This is a genomic window from Parathalassolituus penaei, from assembly GCF_026626885.1.
In the GTDB taxonomy this organism is placed as follows: Bacteria; Pseudomonadota; Gammaproteobacteria; order Pseudomonadales; family Oceanobacteraceae; genus Oceanobacter; species Oceanobacter penaei.
Window position 1 is genome coordinate 34,701 of the sequence record NZ_JAPNOA010000019.1, and the last position, 21,395, is coordinate 56,095.

19 protein-coding genes are annotated in these 21,395 nt (G+C 56.1%); 6 read left to right on the forward strand and 13 right to left on the reverse strand.

The features are described from left to right. Positions 1 to 140: 140 nt before the first annotated feature. From OUO13_RS05980 to OUO13_RS06000, 5 genes are all read right to left on the reverse strand, one after another. A complete protein-coding gene (locus tag OUO13_RS05980; RefSeq protein WP_283172949.1) occupies positions 141 to 704 on the reverse strand; it encodes a PIN domain-containing protein in 564 nt (187 codons plus the stop codon). Continuing rightward, positions 704 to 1,165 carry a helix-turn-helix domain-containing protein gene (locus OUO13_RS05985; RefSeq protein ID WP_283172950.1) on the reverse strand — a complete coding sequence of 154 codons (462 nt, stop codon included), beginning with the start codon at positions 1,163 to 1,165 and terminating at the stop codon, positions 704 to 706. Before OUO13_RS05985 ends, OUO13_RS05980 begins: the two co-directional genes overlap by 1 nt. 162 nt (positions 1,166 to 1,327) lie before the next feature. Then, positions 1,328 to 1,546 carry a hypothetical protein gene (locus OUO13_RS05990; RefSeq protein WP_283172951.1) on the reverse strand — a complete coding sequence of 73 codons (219 nt, stop codon included), beginning with the start codon at positions 1,544 to 1,546 and terminating at the stop codon, positions 1,328 to 1,330. A gap of 861 nt (positions 1,547 to 2,407) precedes the next feature. Beyond that, positions 2,408 to 2,713 (reverse strand): hypothetical protein, encoded by a 306-nt coding sequence (locus OUO13_RS05995; protein WP_283172952.1) that lies wholly within the window; start codon positions 2,711 to 2,713, stop codon positions 2,408 to 2,410. 277 nt (positions 2,714 to 2,990) lie between these two features. Beyond that, positions 2,991 to 3,917, reverse strand: coding sequence for an AEC family transporter (locus OUO13_RS06000; RefSeq protein WP_283172953.1), 927 nt, complete (start codon positions 3,915 to 3,917; stop codon positions 2,991 to 2,993). A 106-nt stretch (positions 3,918 to 4,023) separates the two neighbouring features. Here OUO13_RS06000 and OUO13_RS06005 point away from each other — a divergent pair, with 106 nt between their 5' ends. The 4 genes from OUO13_RS06005 (at position 4,024) to OUO13_RS06020 (ending at position 8,328) form a co-directional block, all read left to right on the forward strand. After that, positions 4,024 to 4,917, forward strand: a complete 894-nt coding sequence (locus OUO13_RS06005) for a LysR family transcriptional regulator (protein ID WP_283172954.1) — start codon at positions 4,024 to 4,026, stop codon at positions 4,915 to 4,917. A 172-nt stretch (positions 4,918 to 5,089) separates the two neighbouring features. Then, positions 5,090 to 6,013 carry a DMT family transporter gene (locus tag OUO13_RS06010; protein ID WP_283172955.1) on the forward strand — a complete coding sequence of 308 codons (924 nt, stop codon included), beginning with the start codon at positions 5,090 to 5,092 and terminating at the stop codon, positions 6,011 to 6,013. 398 nt (positions 6,014 to 6,411) lie between these two features. Next, positions 6,412 to 6,882, forward strand: coding sequence for a hypothetical protein (locus OUO13_RS06015; protein ID WP_283172956.1), 471 nt, complete (start codon positions 6,412 to 6,414; stop codon positions 6,880 to 6,882). A 474-nt stretch (positions 6,883 to 7,356) separates the two neighbouring features. After that, positions 7,357 to 8,328, forward strand: coding sequence for a hypothetical protein (locus OUO13_RS06020; RefSeq protein ID WP_283172957.1), 972 nt, complete (start codon positions 7,357 to 7,359; stop codon positions 8,326 to 8,328). A 94-nt stretch (positions 8,329 to 8,422) separates the two neighbouring features. On the opposite strand, the gene OUO13_RS06025 is transcribed toward OUO13_RS06020, so the two are convergent. The 6 genes from OUO13_RS06025 to OUO13_RS06050 all read right to left on the reverse strand — a co-directional run bounded on the left by OUO13_RS06025 (position 8,423) and on the right by OUO13_RS06050 (position 17,269). Continuing rightward, complete coding sequence (locus OUO13_RS06025; protein WP_283172958.1) at positions 8,423 to 9,172, reverse strand: amino acid ABC transporter ATP-binding protein; 750 nt, start codon at positions 9,170 to 9,172, stop codon at positions 8,423 to 8,425. A gap of 18 nt (positions 9,173 to 9,190) precedes the next feature. Then, positions 9,191 to 10,312 carry an amino acid ABC transporter permease gene (locus OUO13_RS06030; protein WP_283172959.1) on the reverse strand — a complete coding sequence of 374 codons (1,122 nt, stop codon included), beginning with the start codon at positions 10,310 to 10,312 and terminating at the stop codon, positions 9,191 to 9,193. A gap of 9 nt (positions 10,313 to 10,321) precedes the next feature. After that, positions 10,322 to 11,494, reverse strand: a complete 1,173-nt coding sequence (locus tag OUO13_RS06035; RefSeq protein WP_283172960.1) for an amino acid ABC transporter permease — start codon at positions 11,492 to 11,494, stop codon at positions 10,322 to 10,324. Positions 11,495 to 11,564: 70 nt separating this feature from the next. Continuing rightward, entirely contained in the window at positions 11,565 to 12,578 is a 1,014-nt protein-coding gene (locus OUO13_RS06040) for an amino acid ABC transporter substrate-binding protein (protein WP_283172961.1), read from the reverse strand. Between the two features lie 2,147 nt (positions 12,579 to 14,725). Continuing rightward, positions 14,726 to 16,189, reverse strand: coding sequence for a 2-hydroxymuconic semialdehyde dehydrogenase (locus tag OUO13_RS06045; RefSeq protein ID WP_283172962.1), 1,464 nt, complete (start codon positions 16,187 to 16,189; stop codon positions 14,726 to 14,728). A 150-nt stretch (positions 16,190 to 16,339) separates the two neighbouring features. Continuing rightward, positions 16,340 to 17,269: a LysR family transcriptional regulator gene (locus tag OUO13_RS06050; protein ID WP_283172963.1), complete on the reverse strand. Its 930-nt coding sequence runs from the start codon at positions 17,267 to 17,269 to the stop codon at positions 16,340 to 16,342. 114 nt (positions 17,270 to 17,383) lie between these two features. On the opposite strand from OUO13_RS06050, the gene OUO13_RS06055 reads away from it, so the two are divergent. Further along, entirely contained in the window at positions 17,384 to 17,953 is a 570-nt protein-coding gene (locus OUO13_RS06055; RefSeq protein ID WP_283172964.1) for an antibiotic biosynthesis monooxygenase, read from the forward strand. Between the two features lie 97 nt (positions 17,954 to 18,050). Here the strand turns inward: OUO13_RS06055 and OUO13_RS06060 are convergent, their stop codons facing one another. Both OUO13_RS06060 and OUO13_RS06065 read right to left on the reverse strand, forming a co-directional pair. Further along, a complete protein-coding gene (locus OUO13_RS06060; protein ID WP_283172965.1) occupies positions 18,051 to 18,980 on the reverse strand; it encodes a catechol 2,3-dioxygenase in 930 nt (309 codons plus the stop codon). Positions 18,981 to 19,032: 52 nt separating this feature from the next. After that, positions 19,033 to 19,356 (reverse strand): 2Fe-2S iron-sulfur cluster-binding protein, encoded by a 324-nt coding sequence (locus tag OUO13_RS06065; protein ID WP_283172966.1) that lies wholly within the window; start codon positions 19,354 to 19,356, stop codon positions 19,033 to 19,035. Positions 19,357 to 19,667: 311 nt separating this feature from the next. On the opposite strand from OUO13_RS06065, the gene OUO13_RS06070 reads away from it, so the two are divergent. Next, positions 19,668 to 21,392 (forward strand): sigma-54-dependent Fis family transcriptional regulator, encoded by a 1,725-nt coding sequence (locus OUO13_RS06070; protein ID WP_283172967.1) that lies wholly within the window; start codon positions 19,668 to 19,670, stop codon positions 21,390 to 21,392. The last annotated feature ends 3 nt before the right edge of the window (positions 21,393 to 21,395 follow it).

Consider the following 21,395-nt stretch of genomic DNA (forward strand, 5'->3'; position numbering starts at 1 on the left):
TCATTCTGTTCATCCATCACGGCAGTCAGAGGCCTGCGATCGCCCGGTTACGGCAACCAGCAAGAAGCATATTCAGTCTTCCCCGGATAACGCCTTCAGCTTTTGCGGGCGACGGCTCAATGAGTGTTTTCCAGAACTCTTCAGATCAGGCTTTCGTACTCAGCCAGCAATGCAGCCGTTGTGGGTAAGCGTGGTTTGATCGCCGCCAGATATTCCGCTGCGCTGTAGGTTGGATTCTTCCAGCGCTGACGCATCTTCTTGATGGCTGAACAGGAGGCCGCAGGGGCCATATCAATCTGATACGCAACAAAATCATCCGGGTGAAGCACTTCGATGCCAAAGGTCGCCAGGTATTCCTCCGGGAAGTCCTTGAGATTCAAGGTCACGATGGCATTGGCTCCACACTTGATGGCTGCGGCCAGCACATGACGATCATCCGGGTCAGGCAGGTTCAAACCGGCTATCAGCGGTTCATAACCGCTAACCAGTGCATCGTCCGTATGCCTGTCCATCATCTGGCGTATCTGTTGAAGCTTTTCCAATGCAAAACCGCTATTCGCATGCAGATTACGAATCCACTCATCATGAATATCGTTAGTCCAATGCGCTTTGAAAACACGCTCCGCTGCCAGACTCATTAGCAGATCACGTAATCCCTGTGGATATAACACGCAGGCATCCAGCACCACACGATATTGGCTCATCAGAACTCCATCCCGATTCCTTGAGACAGCTCTGCAAGATCGTCCAGAGCCTGGCTTCGAGCGGCATCCACTTGTTTGCGATAGCTCATGACGTCCACCAGCCGAACACGGCGATGGCTTCCTACCTTGCGGAATGGAATATCGCCCTGCTCCAGCAATTTAACGAGGTGTGGGCGACTGACACTGAGCAGTTCAGCGGCTTGCTGTGTACTGATTTCCTGATGAATTGGAACAAGGCTGATGGCATTTCCCTGTGATACCTGGGTCAGCACGTTCAGCAACAGGTTCATGATGTCTCCAGGCAAAACCAGTTCATTACTGGTGCCAGAGCTTCCCTGAATCGTCATACGAACCCGGTCGTCGGCGGAATAATCTGCCAAAGCCTGAGCCAGAATCCGGCTGGAGCCCTTGGCTTGTTCGCTATCTTCCGGAGTTGGCAGGAACACTACTTCGGCGCTCATGGCGTTGTCTCCTTGTTTGGCCAACACAAAATGGTGTTATGTAGCCCAAGGATAAACGAAATATTCGAAACAGCAAAAGCTGTGATGTTAACCATACTCACGGCTGCGCTTCAGATAAAAGCAAAACAGCTGGTTTCAGAGTGCCCGTGGCATGGGAACTTCTCATTTCAGCAGTATCGCCAATATCAATACCAGGCCCCCGATAATCCCGGCCAGGCTGATCCCGATCTGAAGCCAGCCAGCCGCCATGAGAAAGACATGACTGGGGTCGGTCCCGGTAACGGCACACCCGACGAAAAAGCCGATAACCGCCAGAGTAATCAGCAACAACAGCAGCCATTCGGGAATGGGCAATTCATCCTTGCCGTGGTTCGGTGCCATGATCCACTCCTTCATTAACCGTATGGCTTTATCAGGATTGAGATTGAATCAATGACCAGCGACAGCGGGCGTCGGGTCAGTTTTGGGCGGCCAAGGCGTCAATTCGAACCCCACCGTGGGTATGACAGTGAGCCGTAGAAATTTTCGGAGTCTACGGAAGACTGGGGAGTAATCCCCAGGCTCGATGATGGGACGTCCGGCCATCCACTGCCATTTTCACTCTGCGACATTTTCTGTCGGCGGCCGCGATTAGCCGCTTAACCGGCGCTTGCGCAGCCCCCATAACCACTCACAGCCCTGACATGTGGTGTTGATCACATTCAGGCACGGACATTGGCAGGGGACGCCCTGTTCCGCCAATGGCGGAATATTGTCTGAAAGTAGCGACGGTGGGGTATGAGGGAGCGGTTTTCACCGACGCACATTCACAGGATAAAAACCGGCTTTTACCTTCGCATCAATATCCGGCTGGTGCTCACCTGACCCGGAGGCGCTGCTGACTGGCGTCAGCTCTAGCTCTGGATCGGTCAGGGAAGCTGGATCGATACCGAGCGAAACCAACTCCTGCCATTCTTCGGGTGTCAATTGCGGGTGACGGGCTGTTCCAGTATTGGGCTCAGGCTTCTGAGACGAATTACTGAGTATTGTTGTCCTCTCTGGCATCGCTTGAAACCTCTCGAAATACCGCCGCGTCGGGCGGTATCCTGCGACATTTTCTGTCGGCTGCCGCGATTAACCGCCTAACCGGCACTTGCGCAGCCCCGTTTCCGCTGGCTATATTTCCACCAGCTGCAGTATGCAAGGTCCTGGCACATTGACCCTCCAGACGCTGCGGTGCCGCAGGAGCCAGCTTGCGGTTTTTTATGCCTGCACAGGCCAGTGATATGCTTCCACACCGCTTCTCTCATCACCGCCTGCTTCATTACCGAATACAGAATCGATATCCGCACGATCCGTTACGTTCAGTTCGCCGCGAAAGCTGGCTGGGTGTTCTGTCATAAACACCCGCGCAGACATCCACGCCAACAGCGTATTTCCCATGGCTCCCCGGTGGGCTAACAAGGCCATGGCGAGCGGCTGTCGGCAATACGGAATATCCGGATCGAGTCGCCCTGATCGTTGTTCACTCCATGCCGATTTATTTTCTGAAACAATCGAAAACCGCATCAATACACGAGCTCAAGGTCATTAAAATCAGCCAACTGAAAAAAATAGTGATGCACCACGAAGTTTTATCCTCAAAGTCTGAAAACAGCAGCGCGATGGCGGCAATCGCATGCAACACAGTCCAGAAGTTGCTCATATTCATATCAGCGCCCCTGCTGGTTAATGTACATCTTCAGCCCAATCCTGCGCGCAAGCTGCGACATTCCGTGTCGAAAGAGAGGTTTTCCCGGATAACGCCTTCGGCTCTTCCGGGCTACAGCTTTTGCGGGTTACGTTTTCAGAAATACAGGTACAGGTAAAACGACAGGGTGAACAGGCTGCCGATGGTGGAGAGCAGGATGGTGCGGGATACCAGTGCGCCTTCGCGGCGGTAGTATTCGGCGAGCATAAACGGGCCAGTGCCGGTTGGCAGGGCGCTGAGGAGTACGGCGGCGTGGCCCCACATGGCGGGCAGCTGGAACACCTTGAAGGCGAGGAACCAGGTCAGTAACGGGTGTACAACCAGTTTGATCAGTACCAGTCCGGTGGTGCCAACGGCGGCACCGGCATGGCGATGGGCGAGAAACGCGCCCAGTGATACCAGTGCACAAGGTGTGGTGGCTTCGCCCAGCAAGGTCAGGAATTTCAGCGCCGGGTCAGGAATCGGTACAGCGGCTACGTTCAGGAATATGCCAATCAGTGGTGAGACCACCAGCGGGTTTTTTAACAAGGCCAGCCCCACCTTACGGGCGGCGGCCAGTGCCGTGCCTTCGGTTTGCAGGCCGGTTTCAATCACGATGATGGCGATCGAAAACAGCACACACACCACAATCAGGGTGGCAATTAACGCCGGTTGCAGGCCCGCCTCCCCCAGCACAAACAGGCACAGCGGAATACCAACATAGCCGGTATTGGCATACCCGGCGCCGAGGGCATCCAGCCCGGAATCAGCCAACGAGCGGCCGCTGCGACGTTTCCAGATCAGGGTGGCGGCGAACACCAGCAAGGTCGACAGGCTGTACACCAGAATAAACTGCGGATGCCAGATCTGTTCGATGCTGGCCAGCGCGGTGGCCTTGATCAGCAGCGCAGGCAGGCTCAGCCACACCACAAAGCGGTTGAGTTCCGATGCCGCGGTTTCCCCCAGGCGGCCAGTACGCCGACAAATAAAGCCGGTGAGAATCAGGCCAAAAATCGGCAACAAGGTGCTGAGCACATACGACATCGTGAGACACTCGCCACTGAATCAGAATGGCGACAGCTTATGGCTGGCAATCAATACCGTCTAATGTTATTTAAAAGACCTATCAATGCAAAAGTAGCATTAATCAATGAATATTCGTCACTTGCGGCATTTTGTGGTGCTGGCCGAAACCCTGCACTTTGGCCAGGCCGCCAAACGCCTGCATATGAGCCAGCCGCCGTTGAGCCGCCAGATTGTGGCGTTGGAAGAATACCTGGGGTTTGAGCTGTTCCAGCGTCATTCCCGCGCGGTCTCCCTGACCCCGGCCGGGGCCGGTTTTTACCAGCAAACCAAACGCATTCTGGATGAACTCGATTTTGCCGTGCGTTCGGCGCAGGCCATGGCACGCGGTGAACGGGGTGAGCTGCGGGTCGGTTTTACCATGTGTGCGGCCTGGAGCATTCTGCCGGAACTGCTGGCGGTGTTTGGGGAAGACTTCCCGGATGTGGCCGTGACTTTGCACGAAACCCTGCCGCGTGATTTGCAGGGAGCACTGCTCAGTGGTGATGTGGATGTTGGTATCAGTTTCCCGGTGGATGTCGGCAACAGCCTGATGTATCAGCCGCTGTTCTGCGAGCCGTTATGTGCGGTGTTGCCAGCCGGTCATACGCTGGAAGCCAGCGAGTCGATTCGTGCCGAAGCGCTGGCTAACGATAGCTTCATTACCTTTCCGGCCAGCACCGCACCAGAGTTACACGATGCCGTGATGTCCTGCTGCCAGCGCGCCGGTTTTACCCCCAATATTCATCTGCAAACCCAATTGCAGCAGACCATTGTGAATCTGGTCGCCCGTGGTCTGGGGGTCTCGCTGGTGCCCGACTCCATGCGCCGGATGCAGCTGCAGGGCGCGGTGTTCAAAAGCCTTGAGTGGTCGCCGCTGGTGGAGCAAGGGCTGTTCTGGAGCGCCAACAACCACAACCCCTGTCTGGCGCCGTTCCTGCAAACCGCGCTCAAGCGTTATCCACAAACGGCCAGCGCCTGATAAAAACCCGGCTGCAAACAGGTATTCCGTCTGAAAACGGCAAAGCCCACGGTGACTTTGCCTGTTTTCGACAGCGCCCGCGCAGAACAATCTGTTGTGGCTGTTGAGGCCGACCGTCCACTGTTAACCTCGCCCTCTCCCTTTTCTTTCACCTGCTCACAAGGAGTTACAGGTGCATAACGAACGTCGCGCTCTGATCATGGCGTTGCTGGCGGTGCTGTGCTGGTCGACCGTAGCCACGGCTTTCAAACTGGCGCTGGAAGTATTAACCCCCAGCTGGTTACTGGCTTTTGCGGTCTGTACCTCATGGCTGTTTCTCAGCGGTCTGTTGTTGTGGAAACAGCAATGGTCGAACGCGGTGCGCGATTTTCGCCAGCACTGGAGAGCCTATTTGCGCCAGGCTCTGATCAATCCGGTCTGTTATTACCTGATTCTGTTTGAAGCCTACGATCTGTTACCGGCGCAACAGGCGCAGGCCATCAACTATACCTGGGCGATTACCATGAGCCTGCTGGCGGTGCCGTTATTGGGGCAACGCCTGTTCCCGCGAGACCTGCTGGCACTGCTGCTGGCCTATCTCGGGGTGCTGGTGATTGCCACCAAAGGCAACTTGCTGGGTCTGGAGTTTGATTCGGTCAGCGGTGTGGCGCTGGCGCTGTTCAGTACCCTGTTGTGGGCGCTGTACTGGATTCTGAACACCCGCGCCGCCCGTCAGGGGGAACAGAGTGATGCCACCACCAGCCTGTGGGGCAGTTTTATGCTGGCAGTACCGATGCTGCTGGTGATTGCGCTGTTGCGGGATGGAGTACCAACCCTTGGCTGGCAAGCCGTTGGCACCGGCCTGTACGTGGGCCTGTTTGAAATGGGCATCACCTTTGTGATGTGGCAAACCGCCATGAACCTGACCCGCCGCACGGCGGCCATCAGTTCGCTGATTTTCCTGAGCCCGTTTCTGTCGCTGATTTTTATCAGCCAGATTCTGGGTGAAGCCGTACACAGCGCCACTCTGATTGGTCTGTTGCTGATTATGGCGGGGCTGGCAGTACAGAAACTGGGTGGCAAGGCAGAAGCGACGACCGCAGGACGCTCTGAATAACTCGACACAGCTCTGCGCTAGGGACCCTCTGAATAACTCGGTGCCCGCTCTGGCTTATCGGGATGGCGATGAATCACGAAGCCGGTTTGATGGCCCTCTTGCATAACTCCAGGGGGGCTACGTCAAAAACCGGCGACACCGAGTCATCGCCATCCCGAAAGCCCCGAAGGGCGCGGGCTGCAGCGCATTTGAGCGGTGTTGACGAACTTGAAAAGGACTTGTCATTTCGCTGCGTTCGTCGCCTTGCTCACACGCGCTGCAGCGCTCGCGCAGAGCTGTGCAGAGTTATTCAGAGTGTCCCTAGCCCTGCCCGCTGGAGCAAAAAGTTTGTTACCCTGCCCAACGTCCCGATTTCCCATCATCCCGAACCGGATTACAAAACTGAAGGAGCCATCACCATGGAACAGGAACAGATTCGCCAGCAACTGACCAAAGCCTTTGGTCTCGCCCCCATGACAGTCGCCGTGCTGATTGGCATTGAAGAAGACGGCCTGCACCCACGCCTCGGCGAGGTATTTGTGGAAGTTCTGCAGAACGACCGTTACCAAGCGCATTTCACCCAGGGCTTCGAGATGGCCGGAATCGACAACAACGACATGATGGGGCTGATGGAAGGTGGGATCGAAGCTGTCACTGCCAGTCTCGACATCGCCGCCCAGGCGATTCGTCAGCTGACCAACAATCCAGAGCAGTCGCTGTATATCAAGATGCGTCTGTTCGAGTTTGGGGAAGACATGGCGTTACAACTCGACAATCGTCAGCCCGGTGAAGGTGAGCAGCTGAGTGAGCTGTATCAGGCCAAACTGCACTACCTGAGTGTGCGTCTGAATATGCAGGAAGATATGCAACTGCTGGGCCCCTCTGAATAACCCCCAACGTCCCGGCAATGCGGACCACCGGCAGCGGCAGGTGGTCTGCCCTTCCCGAAAGCGCTTATCCCCTCCACTGCCGCCGCCCAATGCCAGCTCCGCTCTATCCCATTAGCCAGCGCAGGTACGGGATTATTCTGAAGGTCCGCAGATAAAATCTGCGATTTTTTCTCATCGACTCAATACCCGCCAGCCGCGATCACCACCACATATATGAAAGATATTCGATATATCTTGAGACAACTGAGACAACCCACCAGCAGTCAATATTACAAACCTTTTGTCAGACAATAAAAAGACATATAAAAAATTACATCTCATACACCACATTTATTTCATTTCATATAACCATGAAGTTATTATGCGCAAAAAAATAGACTGGCAAGATGAAGTCCCAATAATAAAAACGTCCGACCCCGCTTGCTCCCTAATCCGTCGTACTGGTGCAACCGCCAGTTGATCAAGGAGTACCCCGTGATTTCCACCCGAGTTTCCCGGCGTAAACGTAATAATCTTCAGGCCATATCACGCCTGATTCAGCTGTCAGTGGCCAGCACCAAACCACTGTGGATTCCCTACGGCGACAATCAGGGTTTGCTGATTGATGGCCGTAATGGCACGTTTCACGAAATTGGTCAGGTGATCGACGAGCTGTGTCAGCAAGGTGCCAGTCTGGCCAGCCTGGCATGGCTCGAAGGCGAGATACCTGCCAGCACCCGTCATCTGGCACGGTCATTAAATGAACTGCAATGGGCTGCGGCGTTTTATGAATACGACGGTGAATTGCCGGAATATTTGCGCCGCGACGATATTATTGGCCTCAAGGATTGGACCACATTTGTGCCATCACCTTGTCCGCCCGAATTTGAAAAAGTGGTTACGCTGTTTCGCAAACGAGCCACATCACCGGCGTTTGCGGCGCGTTTGCTGAAACTGGATGAAGATATCCTGCACCATTTTTATTTCGCCGCCTGGCATGCCAATCAGACGATTCACGTCAACCGTCAGGCTCATCACCAGCAGGTTCGTGACGAATTTGAAAATCCGCAGCGCAGTTTCCGCAAGGCCTTGCTGGGAATGCTGACCACCGATGTCAGAGATCTGGTGGGGGTACGGGCATTGGTGCGTATTCACCAGAACGTGCGTAACGTGCTGACCATGGATGTTATGGATTTTATGCGTACTGACGTGATGGTGATTTTAAAAGCGGATCTGTTATCACCGTTCAAACAGGCGGCAGCCGAAAAACCGGCGATGCCATTAAAAACCCAGCACATCGCGGATCATGCGCTGCTGAATAACCCGTTCTGGAACCAGTTTGACCCCAACCGGGTTCAAGCTGCCGCCCCGATATCCGTCAGCGCAGCCAATACACTGGCAGCCAACGACCGGGATAACCGCACCAGCAATGTGATCAGCCTGCGTCGCGGCCAGATCAGTCGCTGATCAGAACCGTCGCAGAGAGCAACCGCGCGCACATAAAAAAGCCTGATCCGGCGGGAGTTCCGGATCAGGCCTGGGGAGATCAGACAAAGATAAATCAGTGTTCCAGAACCTGGCTCAGGAACAGCTGCAAACGGTCGGTCTGTGGATTACCAAAGAACTCATCCGGCGTGTTTTCTTCCACGATTTCGCCCGCATCCATAAAGATCACCCGATCAGCGACCTTTTTGGCGAAGCCCATTTCGTGGGTAACACAGAGCATGGTCATACCCTCTTCGGCCAGCTCCACCATCACATCCAGCACTTCTTTTACCATCTCCGGGTCGAGGGCTGAGGTTGGCTCGTCGAACAGCATGATTTGTGGTGCCATGCAGAGTGAACGGGCAATCGCCACCCGCTGCTGCTGGCCACCGGACAGCTGTCCTGGATACTTGTTGGCCTGGTTGGCGATTTTCACCCGCTCCAGATATTTCATCGCCAGCGCTTCCGCTTCCGCTTTTGGCTTCTTCTGAACCCAGACCTGGCCCAGCGTCAGGTTTTCCAGAATGGTCAGATGCGGGAACAGGTTAAAGTGCTGGAACACCATCCCCACGTCTTTCCGAATGGCTTCGATGTTCTTGATGTCATCAATCATCTCGATGCCGTTTACCTGCAGCGCACCTTGCTGGAATTCTTCCAGGCGGTTGATGCAGCGGATCATGGTGGATTTACCGGAGCCGGATGGCCCGCAAATCACGATCTTTTCGCCTTTGCGAACGTTCAGGTTGATGTCTTTCAGTACGTGAAACTGGCCGTACCACTTGTTCATGTTGCTGATGCGGATCACCGCGTCGCTCGAATTGCTCATGACTGTTTCCCGTATAAATCAGCGTCGTGTGGTATCCAGTTTGCGTTCGATGTGGTTGCTGACCATCGACATACCGAAGCAGCAGCACCAGAACACAAAACCGACAAACAGATAGGCCTCGGAGGCGTAGCCACCCAGCCAGGCGGAGTTATTCAGTGCACTCTGGGCGGTGTTCAACACCTCTGGTACACCAATAATCAGCAGGAAGGTGGTGTTCTTGAACAGCATTACCGCAGTCGCCAGGATGTTCGGCATCGACACCTTGATCACTTGCGGCAGGATCACCAGCAGAGTGGTCTGCCAGTAGCTCAGGCCCAGAGAATCAGCGGCTTCGTATTGGCCTTTCGGGATGGCCTGAAAGCCACCGCGATACACTTCAGCCATATAACCGGCCATAAACAGCACCAGCACAATCCATACCCGCAGCAGCTTGTCGACCGTTGTCCCTTCCGGGAAAAACAGCGGCAGCATCACCGAGCCCATAAAGAACAGGGCCAGAATTGGTACACCACGGAAGAACTCGATCAGCACCACACAGATACTGCGAATCATCGGCATACTGGTGGAACGACGACCGAGTGCCCACAGGAAACCCAGTGGCATCCCCAGAATCATACTGACCGCCGCCAGCATCACGTTGAAGGTAAAACCACCCCAGTGATCGGTGCTGACGTACTGAAGACCCAGCAGACGACCATCCATAATCACCACGGCGACCAGCGGGAACAGCAGCAACAGAGCGATATCCACCCGGTTACGCAGGTGATGCGGCAACCACACAGGGGCCGACAGCACACCGGCCATCAGCACCACACAGATGTTGATCCGCCAGATTTCTTCAGCCGGATAGGTGCCGTAAAACAGCTGTTGTGACCAGGCATTGATGAAGACCCAGCAGGCCCCGGTGCCGGTGCAGTCGGCCTGGGCAGCGCCACTGAACGACGCCGACAGGAATACCCAGTCCAACATCGCCGGTAATACCGAACCCACCCCCACCACAATGGCCAGCGTCAGTATGGTGTTGAACCAGCCGTTAAACAGGTTCTGGCGCATCCAGGCCACCGCTCCGGTGGTTTTCACCGGAGCCGGACGGGCTGCTTTGGGAGTAAAAATCTTCGAAGGAACAGAATTGGCTGTCATCACCGTCTCCTACTTGCGTTCGACCAGCGCAACCTTGCGGTTGAGCAGGTTCATGCCCAGCGATATCAGCATGTTGACGGTGAAATAAACCGTCAGCGTCATGGCGACAATTTCAATCGCCTGGCCGGTCTGGTTGAGGCTGGTGCCCACAAACACGGTAAACAGGTCGGGATAACCAATCGCGGTCGCCAGCGTCGAGTTTTTCACCAGACTCTGATATTCGCTGTTCAGCAGTGGCACGATCACCCGCATGGCTTGTGGCACCACAATCAGCTTCATGATCTGGCCATCACGCAGGCCCAGGCTGCGCGCAGCTTCGGTCTGACCATGCGGAACCGCCTGCACACCGGCACGCACCGCTTCAGCAATAAACGCACCGGTATAGATACTGAGGGCCACCGACAGCGCCATCAGCTCAGGAATCACCGTGATACCACCCTGGAAGTTGAAACCACGCAGGGTTGGGAAATCGAGGGTAAAGGGCGCACCGGCAACCATAAATGCCAGCAGCGGCAGACCAACCAGCATACCCAGACTCATCCACAGCACCGGTAATTGGCTGCCGTCCCGATCCTGTTTGCGCTTGGCCCAGACTTTCAGCACCACAATACCCACCAGCGCCACCACAATAGCGCCGTAAACCAGACCAGCACCGGGTTCAGCCACCGGTTTTGGCAGGTACAAACCACGAATATTCAGGAAGATGGCTTCGCCCAGACTGATACTGTTACGGGCGTTAGGCAGGGCCGCCAGTACCGCGAAGTACCAGAAGAAAATCTGCAGCAGTACCGGAATGTTGCGGAACACTTCCACATACAGCACTGACAACTTGCGAATCAGCCAGTTACTGGAAAAGTTGGCAACCCCCATCACAAACCCCAGCAGGGTTGAAAACACAATGCCGATCACACTCACCAGCACGGTATTCAGGAGGCCAACAATAAAGGTATCAAAGTAGGTTTTACTGGCGTCGTACGGCACCAGCGACATCAGGATATCAAAGCCGGCAACGTTACCGAGGAAGTCAAAACCGGTACGGATACCGCGTGCTTCCATGTTGGCAAGTGTGTTGCTGACAATGCTGAACATAAACCAGCCCAGGCCAGCCAGCAGCAGGGTCTGATAGACCAGCGCGCGCACATGGGGGTTGTTATAAAAGGCGGGTGACTTGCCATTACTCATGGGGTTTTCCTGTCCAGACCGGGGGAGGTTGGGAGGTGTTGGGGCTGCCGTGCGCAGCCCCGATTCGGGATTAACGGATTGGCCAGGAGTACAGGATGCCGCCCTGGTTCCACTGAGCGTTCAGACCACGAGCGATCTTCAGAGGAGAACCCTGACCGACGTTACGCTCGAAGCTTTCGCCGTAGTTACCAACTTTCAGAGTGATGTTTTTGGCCCAGTCGTTACTGATGCCCATGTTTTTGCCGAAGTCACCTTCCACGCCGAGGAAGCGCTTCTGGTCCGGAGTACCGGAGGCCACCAGATCGGCAGCGTTTTTACTGGTAATACCGAGGCTTTCGGCTTCGATCATGGCCGCCAGCGACCACTTGGCGATGTTGAACCAGACGTCGTCACCCTGACGAACCGCAGGGCCCAGAGGTTCCTTGGAGATCACTTCCGGCAGCACGATGGCTTCGTCCGGCTTCTGCAGACCAATACGCAGGGCGTACAGCTGCGACTGGTCAGAGGTCAGCACGTCACAACGGCCAGACTCAAACGCCGCACGGGTTTGGTCGGAGGTATCAAAGGTGATGGCGGTGTATTTCAGGCCATTGGCGCGGAAATAGTCAGCCAGGTTCAGTTCAGTGGTCGTACCGGCCTGGATACAGACGGTAGCACCATCCAGTTCCAGAGCGCTTTTCACGCCGAGCTTTTTGGACACCATAAAGCCCTGACCGTCGTAGTAGTTCACACCCACGAAGTTCAGACCCAGAGACGTATCACGGCTTTGAGTCCAGGTGGTGTTACGCGACAGGATGTCCACTTCGCCGGATTGCAGAGCGGTAAAACGCTCCTTGGCAGTCAGAGGCTTGTACTGGACTTTGGTGTCATCACCAAACACGGCGGCCGCTACCGCACGACATACGTCTACGTCCATGCCACTCCATTGGCCTTTCTCGTCCTTCTGTGAAAAACCGGCCAGACCGGTACTCACACCGCACGAAACCACGCCGCGTTTCTGAACATCTTCGAGAGTGCCAGCCTGGGCTGACAGGGAAACGCCGGCGGTCAGGCCAATAGCCAACATGGCAGTTTTCTTCAACATTCTGGATTGCTCCTTGTGGTGGTATGTTCCAAAAACTAGCACAGAGCCGCCGAAAAAAAGCAGTACAGATGTCGTGATTGGGGGCGAATTTGGGCAACTAGGCACGAATGACCTAACAGAGTGCGCAAAAAAGTTGGTTTTTCGAACAGTCGTATGACAATCCGCTCATCGAAAATCAATTCCTGCAGTCGATATACCTATTAAAACAACAGGATAAAAACGACACAGAAGGGCATATAAGTGGCGGTCAATGTGTCGCAAATGGATAAAAGGTATCAACTGTTCATTTAACGAACAAAAAATCGACAAGTTCAATCAATACTGAAGATATTAATTACAATTATGTCATTACCATTCCAGAGTCTGTGCCGGTACATGTGGAAAAATTCCCACTGACATCCGATACAGATGGATTTTTTCGTCGGGCGTCGGGCGTCGGGCGTCGGGCGTCGGGCGTCGGGCGTCGGGCGTCGGGCGTCGGGCGTCGGGCGTCGGGCGTCGGGCGTCGGGCGTCGGGCAAGCAGCATCCACCAACACACCGATCTCGCCCAGCGCAGCTGGCTACCCAATGCCCATCTGGGCGAGCCGGGATTCACCGCAACGGCCGACCCGGCCGGGGCATGGATGCCCCGCCAGGCCCGTTGGCACAGGGATGTGCCATCGGGCCGGGGTCGAAAAGCCGTTGTCGGTGAAAACCGGGAAAACGAGCCCAGCCGGGCAAAAGCAGGGGGAGGCCCGCCCGGCCGGGGGACAAGGTCCCCCAGGAGGGCAAACGGCATTACCAATTAACAAACCGAGTAGCCGCCAGCAGCCGCAAGCAGCCAGCAGACGTCGGACGCACAGTATCCATCCACACCGGCTTTGCCCACCGACGGTGGCTACCAAATGCCCATCTGGGCGAGCCGGGATTCACCGCAACGGCCGACCCAGCCGGGGCATGGATGCCCCGCAAGGCCCGTTGGTACAGGGATGTACCATCGGGCCGGGGTCGAAACGCCGTTGTCGGGGGAATACCGGGTAAACGAGCCCAGTCGGGCAAAAGCAGGGGGAGGCCCGCCCGGCCGGGGGACAAGGTCCCCCAAGAGGGCAAGCAGCCTCGCCAATTAACAAGCTGAGTTGCCGCCAGAAGTCGGACGTCGGACGTCGGACGCACAGTATCCATCCACACCAGCTTTGCCCACCGACGGTGGCTACAAAATGCCCATCTGGGCGAGCCGGGATTCACCGCAACGGCCGACCCGGCCGGGGCATGGATGCCCCGCCAGCTCAGTTGGCACAGGGATGTGCCATCTGAGCGGGGTCGCACAGCCGTTGTCGGTGAAAACCGGGTAAACGAGCCCAGTCGGGCAAAAGCAGGGGGAGGCCCGCCCGGCCGGGGGACAAGGTCCCCCAAGAGGGCAAGCAGCCTCGCCAATTAACAAGCTGAGTTGCCGCCAGAAGTCGGACGTCGGACGTCGGACGCACAGTATCCATCCACACCAGCTTTGCCCACCGACGGTGGCTACAAAATGCCCATCTGGGCGAGCCGGGATTCACCGCAACGGCCGACCCGGCCGGGGCATGGATGCCCCGCCAGCTCAGTTGGCACAGGGATGTGCCATCTGAGCGGGGTCGCACAGCCGTTGTCGGTGAAAACCGGGTAAACGAGCCCAGTCGGGCAAAAGCAGGGGGAGGCCCGCCCGGCCGGGGGACAAGGTCCCCCAAGAGGGCAAGCAGCCTCGCCAATTAACAAGCTGAGTTGCCGCCAGAAGTCGGACGTCGGACGTCGGACGCACAGTATCCATCCACACCAGCTTTGCCCACCGACGGTGGCTACAAAATGCCCATCTGGGCGAGCCGGGATTCACCGCAACGGCCGACCCGGCCGGGGCATGGATGCCCCGCCAGCTCAGTTGGCACAGGGATGTGCCATCTGAGCGGGGTCGCACAGCCGTTGTCGGTGAAAACCGGGTAAACGAGCCCAGTCGGGCAAAAGCAGGGGGAGGCCCGCCCGGCCGGGGGACAAGGTCCCCCAAGAGGGCAAGCAGCCTCGCCAATTAACAAGCCGAGTAGCCGTCGGACGTCGGACGTCGGACGTCGGACGTCGGACGCCAGACGCCAGACGCCAGACGCCAGACGCCAGACGCCAGACGCCAGACGCTCGACGCTCAGAGCTTGATGCAGATGTTCTTCAGTTCGGTGTAGAACTCCAGACCATGTACCCCACCCTCACGACCGATGCCGGATTGTTTGGCACCACCAAAGGCCGTGCGCAGGTCGCGCAGGAACCAGGAGTTAACCCAGACGATACCGGCTTCGATCTGCTCAGCAACCCGTACCGCGCGGGAGGTGTTTTCGGTCCAGATGGCGGCGGCCAGTCCATAGTTGGTGTTGTTGGCCAGGGCGATGACTTCGTCTTCGGAGTCAAACGGACGGATATGGCAGCAAGGTCCGAAGATTTCTTCGTTAACCACACGTGCGGTGTCTGGCAGACCGGTCCAGATGGTTGGTTCGATCCAGGCGCCCTGATTCAGCTGGGCGTCGCCCATATCCGGAATGCCACCGCCAATTTCCACGGTCGCGCCCTCTTCACGCGCAAGGTTGTAGTAATAAGCCACTTTTTCGCGGTGTTCGAGGCTCACCAACGGGCCGAAGTTGGCGGCGGCATCTTCCGGACGTCCCAGTTTCAGTTTTGCCACTTCTTCTTTCATACGCGCCAGAAAGCGGTCGTACACCGGGCGCTCGACGTACACCCGTTCGGTACCCAGACACACCTGACCACAGTTGGCGAAGGCGGAACGCATGGTGCCTTCCACCGCTTTTTCGAGATCGGCATCCGCGAACACAATGCCCGGGTTTTTACCGCCACACTCCAGTGATACGTTGCGCAGGCCACAGGCGGCCGCTTTCATGATGATTTCACCCGTGCGGGTTTCACCGGTGAAGGTGATGGCGTCCACCAGCGGGTGAGTCGTCAGGAATTCACCGGCAGAGTCAGGGCCAAATCCGTGTACCACGTTAAACACACCGGCCGGTACACCACATTCGTTCATCACTTCACCCAGCAGGGTTGTGGTTGCCGGGGTTTCTTCCGATGGCTTTACCACCACAGTGTTACCACAGGCCAGCGCCGGGCCGACTTTCCAGGTCATCAGCAACAGCGGCAGGTTCCATGGCGAGATCACCGCAATGACGCCTTTTGGCGTGCGATGGCCTACGTTCATGGCCCCTTTGCCGTCGGGTGTATCCAGACGGAAGCTTTCAGTCGGGTGGTTGGCCAGGGTTTCCGAGAACGCCTTGAAGTTGGCAGCACCACGCGGGATATCGATGTGACTGGCAAGACTGCGTGGTTTGCCGGTATCACGGCATTCGGCGGCGAGGAACTCGTCAAAACGTTCGTTAATACGATCCGCCACCTTGTTCAGCAGAGCGATACGCTGAGCCTGGGTGTATTTGCCCCACGGGCCACGCAGGGCACGTTTGGCCGACCTCACCGCAGCGTCCACTTCCTCACGACCGGCCTCGTGAACCAGACCAATCAGGCTGTTATCCACCGGGCTGCGATTTTCAAAGGTTTTGCCGTTCAGGGACGCGACATATTCACCATTAATAAAGTGTCGGAATTCGTTCATATGGTTTCCTTTTCTTATAAGAGGCAGAAGAGTACACCGACGTGCATATCACATCGTTATATCTGCAACGGATTTTCAACTCAGTATATCCCCCGCCATGGGGGATAAAACCGGTAAAAACGGGAGCTGGCCTTCCCGTTTTCAGGATGTTTAAACGGTGTTTTCAGTAACGCGAGAACGCACTTCCGGAGTCGCCTGCGGGCTGCGCATCGCAGCGGCCTTGGCCACCACAAAATCAATAAAGGCCCGGGTTTTCACCGGCAGGCTTTCGCGGTGTGGATAAATCACGTTGACCTGGCGTTCGTCCATTTGCCAGTCCGGTAACAGCTCGACCAATTCACCGTTTTCCAGAGCGTCATTCACCACATATCGTGGCAAACAGGCGATCCCCAGACCTTCACGGGCAGCGTCCATGGCGAACTGGATTTCGTCGGTGCGCAGGTAGGGTTTGGGCACCAGAATCTCGGTATCGCCATCCTTGTGAAAGCGCCACACAGGGGTACGTTTGAGGGCAATCAGCGGCGCCCGATGCAGGTCTGACGGATGCTCAGGCTGGCCAGTCCGCTGTACCAGTGACGCCGAAGCACAGAGCACCAGCGCCGAACGGAACAGCGGTCTGGATACCCAGTCATTAAGAGTCACATTACCTAACCGGAAGGCAATATCGATGCTGTTTTTCACCAGATCGACGTTTTCGTTAGAGAGAAACGTCTCCACGGTAATACGTGGATTAGCCTGCATAAACTCAAAAACCCACTGTTTGACGTAGTGATGACCAAGGCTCACCGGGGCGGTGATCTTGATGTCTCCCGACAGCGATGACAGCTCGCTGTTCACGTCTTCAATACGGGTTTCAAGGTCTTGTACGGTATGCGCAACGCTGCCATACAAACGCTGGCCGGATTCCGTCAGACCAAACTTTTTGGCACTGCGATGGATCAGTTTGTAACCCAGATCATCTTCAAACGCCTGGATACGGCGACTCAGGGTTGAGGTCGGGACATTCAGATAACGGGAGGCGGCAACAATACTGCCTTTTTCCACGACCTTGATAAAAAAATACAAATCCTGGTAATTCATCTTCCCCCCGTTTACGGGATACAGAGATCCCGTCTTTATTATTAAATATTTCTGGTGCCCGGCGCCGGATATTTGCACTATATCGGAAATATCCGTTTATAGCAGCGCACTCTTATGAACAGCCTGTCCAGCAATTCCGAACAAGCCGTTACGGTTGTTATTTCACGGCGTGTAAAACCCGGCCACGAAGCGGAGTTCGAGGACCTCTGTACACGCCTGACCCAGGCCGCCAGTCAATTCGACGGTTATCAGGGCAGCAACTTATTCCGGCCAGCAACTGTTGAAGACCCTGAATATCGCATCATATTCCGATTCGCCAATGAGCAGCAGCTCAAGATATGGAACGACTCCCCCGAGCGATCCACATTGGTTGGACGAATCGAGACACTTCTCAGCTCACCGACGCAACGGGACATCAGTTACGGCATTGCTGGCTGGTTCGAATTGCCTGTCCGCACGGTCAGTATCGCGCCACCACCCCGTTACAAGATGACCCTGGTCAGCTGGATGGCCTTATATCCGATTGTCACCTTGGTCTTTCTGATCTTTGGCCCCTGGTTACAACAGGTGCCATTACTGCTGCGTACGTTGCTGGTCACCGCTCTGGTGATGGTGCTGATGTCGTACGTCGCCATGCCGCGCATGACCCGCTGGTTCCGCCCCTGGTTGTTTAACGGCCGCTGATGGCAATCGCCTTTTCTGACATCACCCCCGAACACACCAACCGACACACCAACACCACCGACTTCAGGTCGGCGGTGTTGTTTTCGTCAGGTAAGACTCAACTCAGCACGGTCAGGAAGCGTTCATTCAGGACACGGTCGTGATAGAAAATCGCCTTGCCGAGCTGATCCGCGGTCCAGGTCACCGGTTCATGGTCCGGGTAGTGATAGTTGCCGTTGGCAAACACTTCACTGCGGTTGCCGGATGGGTCGAAGAAATAAATGGTGCGGCCGTTGGTGAGGCCATGACGGGTTGGGCCGATATCAATAGGGGTGTCGGTCATGGAGATCAGGTCAGCGGCGCGTAACACGTCTTCCCAGGTTTCGAGGAAAAACGAGGCGTGGTGGAATTTGCCCGGCTCGGCATGTTCGATAAACGCCACGTCGTGGGCTTTCATACCAACGGTCAGGAAGGAGCCAATCAGGGTCTGGCTGTCATCCGGAGTGATCACCCGCTCACCCAGATCAAAACCCAGCACTTCCTGGAACAGACGGGTGGTGCCCGGAACATCTGGCCCGTACAGCAGGCAGTGGTCAAAACGGGTAACCGCCATCCCTTGCAGACCACGTGGCCAGGCTTCCGGATTAACCTTGTTGATGCCCCACTTGCCGGTTTGCAACTTGCTGGCGAACAGCTCGAACTGGTGTCCGGTTGGTGCGGTAAAACGCACACGGCGACCACAGTCTTTTAACTCATCGGCAGGCAGGTCGGTGACCGCTACACCATAGTCCACCAGCTTGTGGCGCAGGGTATCCAGCACGTCTTCGGACACAACCTTGAAGGCCATAAAGTCCATACCGGCTTCATCCGACTCTTTCAGCACCACCGAGTATTTATCCACCTCGGTCCAGGCTTTCAGGTAAACCCGCCCCTGGTCGTCACGGTCCATCTCGATCATGCCCATCAGGTCACAGTAGTGGCGTACCGCTTCATCCAGATCCAGTACACGAATCTGGACATGGCCGGGACGCATAACTCCGTATTTCATAGGAACTTCCTTTGGTGTTTTTATTGTTGGCGAAAGCAGGCAAACAGAACGTTCAGTGTTCGGCTGCCAGAGGTTGAATCGTGAGATCACTGCGCGCGAAGATCCGGCACGCCAGAACGATGCCCTGTTCAGGCTCGCCGGGGTGGATATGAGCGCGACTCATTTTTTTGGATTGGTAATCGCCTTCCAGCACCTGGATGCGGCATTTGCCACAGCCGCCGCCGCGACAACCGACCAGCACGTGGGACTGATTGGCGCGTTCCATACTGACCAGCAGATTGGTGTCCTCGCGGGACACAAACCCTTTGCTGGCATTGACCACCCGGATCTGATGAGCACGGGCGGCCTGATCACATTCTTTATTGTTATTGATCATGCCGGGGGATCTCTTGTGTTGGTTGAAGCATCCGATCATCTCGAGCTTCAGTACTCATCACTTGAGCAATGCCTGTGCCAGTGCACCATTTCTGCAATCGTGGATTCTAGTGAAAAAACATAACCATTTGAAAAATAAGATATTTAAAGAATCTTCATGAGACGACTCGATACGAGTTCCGCCCATATTCAGGATTTCAAATTCCCGCTGACTATTTACCAAAAGAACAATCGCTCTCGGTGATTAACGATATGATAAATTTCTACAACAGGGTAAAGCCCTGGCGACTCAGCCAATAAAGATAAAAAACGATGAGTGTAACGACCCCGATTCCCGTACCAAGCGCGGACGACCTCCGCCACGAAATCCAGTTTGACCCGGATACCGGCCACATCTGGCTGAACGAAGCCCGTATGGTGCTGATTCACGCCCAGGTATTGGGGCAACTGCGTAATGAACTGATCCGTCTGCTGGGCATGGAACGCGCCAAGGGTGTGCTGATGCGATTCGGTTACAACGCCGGTCGCCTCGATGCCGAGCTGGCACGGCGGGTGCGCCCGGACCTGTCATCACGGGATTCCTTCTGTGTTGGCCCGCAGCTGCACAAGCTGGAAGGTCTGGTGAAATGCACACCGGTCGATCTGCGTTTTGATATGGCCAGCGGCGACTACTACGGCGAGTTTCACTGGCACCATTCATGGGAAGCCGAACACCACATTCACAGTCATGGCATTAGCCATGACGCGGTGTGCTGGACCTTGCTGGGATATGCCAGCGGTTACACCAGCTTTTATATGGGGCGGCCAATCCTGTTCAAGGAAACGGCCTGCTGTGGCTGTGGCGACCAGCTCTGTATCAACATCGGCAAACCCGCCCACGAATGGCCGGACCGCGCCGAACTGGAACGGTATCTGGCGCCAGATGAGCATCTGGATGAACTGGAGCTGTTGCGCAGCCAGTTCGACCAGTTAAAAACCAGCCTCGACCGCCGTTCCCACGATGAATTATTGCCCTTCTCCACCGTTGGCCGTTCACGGGCTTTCAAGGATGCCTGCAACATGGTCAACCGTGCCGCCAGCAGCAAGGTGACCATTCTGTTATTGGGCGAAACCGGTGTTGGCAAGGAAGTGCAGGCGCGCAATATTCATCGCGCCAGCGACCGCGCCAATGCGCCCTTTGTGGCGGTGAACTGCGCCTGTATTCCGTCCGATCTGATTGAAGCTGAACTGTTTGGCGTCGAAAAAGGCGCTTACACCGGTGCTCATGCCGCTCGTGAAGGCAAGTTTGAACGCGCCAACGGTGGCACCATTTTTCTCGATGAAGTGATCGAACTGACCACGCGCGCGCAGGCGACCCTGTTGCGGGTATTGCAGGAAGGTGAACTGGAACGGGTTGGCGACAGCATGACCCGCAAGGTGGATGTCCGGGTGGTGGCCGCCACCAACGAAGATCTTGAACAGGCAGTGCGGGACGGCCGCTTCCGCGCGGATCTGTTTTTCCGCCTCAACGTATTCCCGGTGCGGATTCCGCCACTGCGCGAACGCACTGAAGACATTCCGTTGCTGGTGGAGCACTTCCTCGACAAGTATCAGCGCGAGTACCGCAAACACACCCAGGGTGTCACCGACCGTGCCATGAGTATGCTGCTGAACTACAGCTGGCCGGGCAATGTGCGTGAGCTGGAAAACATGATCGAACGCGGCGTGATCCTGACCGACCACAATCGCGCCATCGAAATTGAACACTTCTTCCCGTCGTTAACCGAACCGAGTCATCCACTGAATGTGTTGAGCCGGGATGGCCGCATCGAAACCGCGCAGGCTGGCGAGCACAGCCCACTCACCGGCCGCGAGCAACTGGCCGATGCCATTCTCGATGCCGGAATAAGTCTGGATGATCTGGAGGAGTTGTTGATCAGCAAGGCGTTGCAGCGCAACAAACAGGTGGTCAGCAGTGCCGCCCGCCAGCTGGGATTAACCCGGCCAGCATTGGCGTACCGAATGAAAAAGCGCGATCCGGGTTTGCTGGACGACTGAGTC